Raw genomic sequence first — 1,915 nt, 5'->3', positions numbered from 1 at the left:
GCCGCCGGGTCCGCCCGGTGCGCGGGAGGAGCGAGGCGCGGCGCGACGAGCCGCGCGTACCGCCGACCCCACGGGTGGCGGCGGCTGCCCGCGCACGCCCCCCAGGCGAAGATCGCGACGAGCGCCGCGAGGGTCGCCGTCGCGGCGACGGACTGCCCGCTGAGCGCGAGCCCCACGACCACGAGCAGCAGCGCCGCGGTGATCGCGGCGCCGAAGCGCGGCCCGCGCGGGTCGATGCCGGGCTGCCCCACGGTCGCGCCGGGGTCGACGTCCTCGGCGCTCACGCGGAGGCCCCGATGCTCTCGCGCACCGACTGGACGGCCGCGCGCACCTCGGCGGGCTTCGCCGCACCGACGATCCGGCCGCGCACGAGCCCGGCCGCGTCGACGAGCAGGGTGGTGGGCGTGCTCAGCACGCCGTGCGCGCTCGCGATGTCCGGGTGCTCGGTGACGTCGAGCTCGCGACGGGCGAGGCCCTCCTCGCCCGCGACGAGCTCCTCGCTCACGCGCCGCATGACCGCGCAGGCCGAGCAGACGGGGCTCGAGAGCTGCAGCAGGGTGACGTCGGCGCCGGCGACCGCGAGGCGAGCATCCGCCGCCCCCGATCGGTCGGCGACCACGACGCGACCCGACCGGGCGCGGATGACGAGGCCGATCGCCGTCGCGCCGATGACGAGCGCGGCGATCGCGAGGAGCGCGGGGGAGTCCATGTGAGCAGGCAACCATGCACGAGCCTTCATCTATTCCCCGGGCGCCCGCGTGTGACGTTTCGTGACGCGCATGCGCTCGGCCCGTCGGCGATCGGATGTCCGCGGCCGCCGGTAGGGTTTCGAACGTGTCCGACGCAGCCGAGATCACCTTCCGCTCCGATGTGACCGTCGAGCTCGTGCGCGCGAGCGCCGCCGACTCCGACGTGCTCTTCGCCGCTCGCGTCTCGACGCAGGGCGAGCAGACGCTCGAGAGCGCGGCGTCGGGTCAGGACGCCACCGTGCGCGACCGCGGCCTCATCAACTACCTCATGCGCGACCGCCACGGCTCGCCGTTCGAGCACAACTCGATGACGTTCTACGTGCAGGCGCCGATCTTCGTCTTCCGCGAGTTCATGCGGCACCGCATCGCGTCCTACAACGAGGAGTCGGGCCGCTACCGCGAGCTGCGCCCCGTGTTCTACGTGCCTGGCGCAGACCGCAACCTCATCCAGGTCGGCAAGCCCGGCGCCTACGACTTCCTGCCCGGCACCCCCGAGCAGCACGCGATGGTCGACGCCGAGGTGCGCGGCGTGTGCGAGGCGGCCTACGCCTCCTATCAGCGGATGCTCGACGCGGGCATCGCGCGCGAGGTGGCCCGCACGGTCCTCCCGGTCACGATCTACAGCTCGATGTACGTCACGATGAACGCCCGCTCGCTCATGAACTTCCTGTCGCTGCGCACCAAGCGGGAGGGCACGCACTTCCCGTCGTTCCCGCAGCGCGAGATCGAGATGGTCGCCGAGCTCATGGAGGAGCGCTTCGCCGAGCTCATGCCCCTCACGTACGAGTCGTTCAACGCGAACGGCCGCGTCGCCCCGTAGCCCGGAGCCGTACCGGGCGCGGCAGTCGCGAGCGCGAGCCGATACCCTGGGAACCGTGAGCGAGCAGAACCCCTTCGGCCAGGTCCTGGTCGCCCTGGTGACCCCGATGACCGCCGACGGCGAGGTCGACTGGCCCGGGGTCGAGAAGCACATCGAGCACCTCATCACCCACGGCGCCGATGGCATCGTCGTCACCGGCACGACGGGCGAGACGAGCACCCTCACCGACGCCGAGAAGCTCAAGCTCGTGACCGTCGGCAAGGCGGTCAGCTCCGGCCGCGCGACGATCATCACGGGCGGCGGCTCGAACGAGACGGCGCACGCGATCGAGCTGTACAAGGCGAGC

4 protein-coding genes are annotated in these 1,915 nt (G+C 72.5%); 2 read left to right on the top strand and 2 right to left on the bottom strand.

The genetic code is table 11. The features are described from left to right. Both Q7T15_RS01530 and Q7T15_RS01525 read right to left on the bottom strand, forming a co-directional pair. On the bottom strand, nucleotides 1-284 hold a 284-nt coding region (locus Q7T15_RS01530; RefSeq protein WP_304692574.1), incomplete at its 3' end, for a DUF4395 family protein. Then, nucleotides 281-709 (bottom strand): thioredoxin family protein, encoded by a 429-nt coding sequence (locus tag Q7T15_RS01525; protein WP_304692572.1) that lies wholly within the window; start codon nucleotides 707-709, stop codon nucleotides 281-283. The genes Q7T15_RS01530 and Q7T15_RS01525, both read right to left, overlap by 4 nt. Before the next feature lie 125 nt (nucleotides 710-834). Between Q7T15_RS01525 and thyX the strand changes: the two genes are divergently transcribed. Together thyX and Q7T15_RS01515 are read left to right on the top strand one after the other, a co-directional pair. After that, a complete protein-coding gene (thyX, locus tag Q7T15_RS01520; protein WP_370689074.1) occupies nucleotides 835-1,569 on the top strand; it encodes an FAD-dependent thymidylate synthase in 735 nt (244 codons plus the stop codon). Between the two features lie 55 nt (nucleotides 1,570-1,624). Beyond that, on the top strand, nucleotides 1,625-1,915 hold a 291-nt coding region (locus Q7T15_RS01515), incomplete at its 3' end, for a dihydrodipicolinate synthase family protein (protein ID WP_304692568.1).

This window comes from Microcella sp. (assembly GCF_030645145.1).
In the GTDB taxonomy this organism is placed as follows: Bacteria; Actinomycetota; Actinomycetes; order Actinomycetales; family Microbacteriaceae; genus Microcella.
Note: the sequence above shows the minus strand (reverse complement) of the source record. Positions and strands in the feature narration are given on the sequence as shown.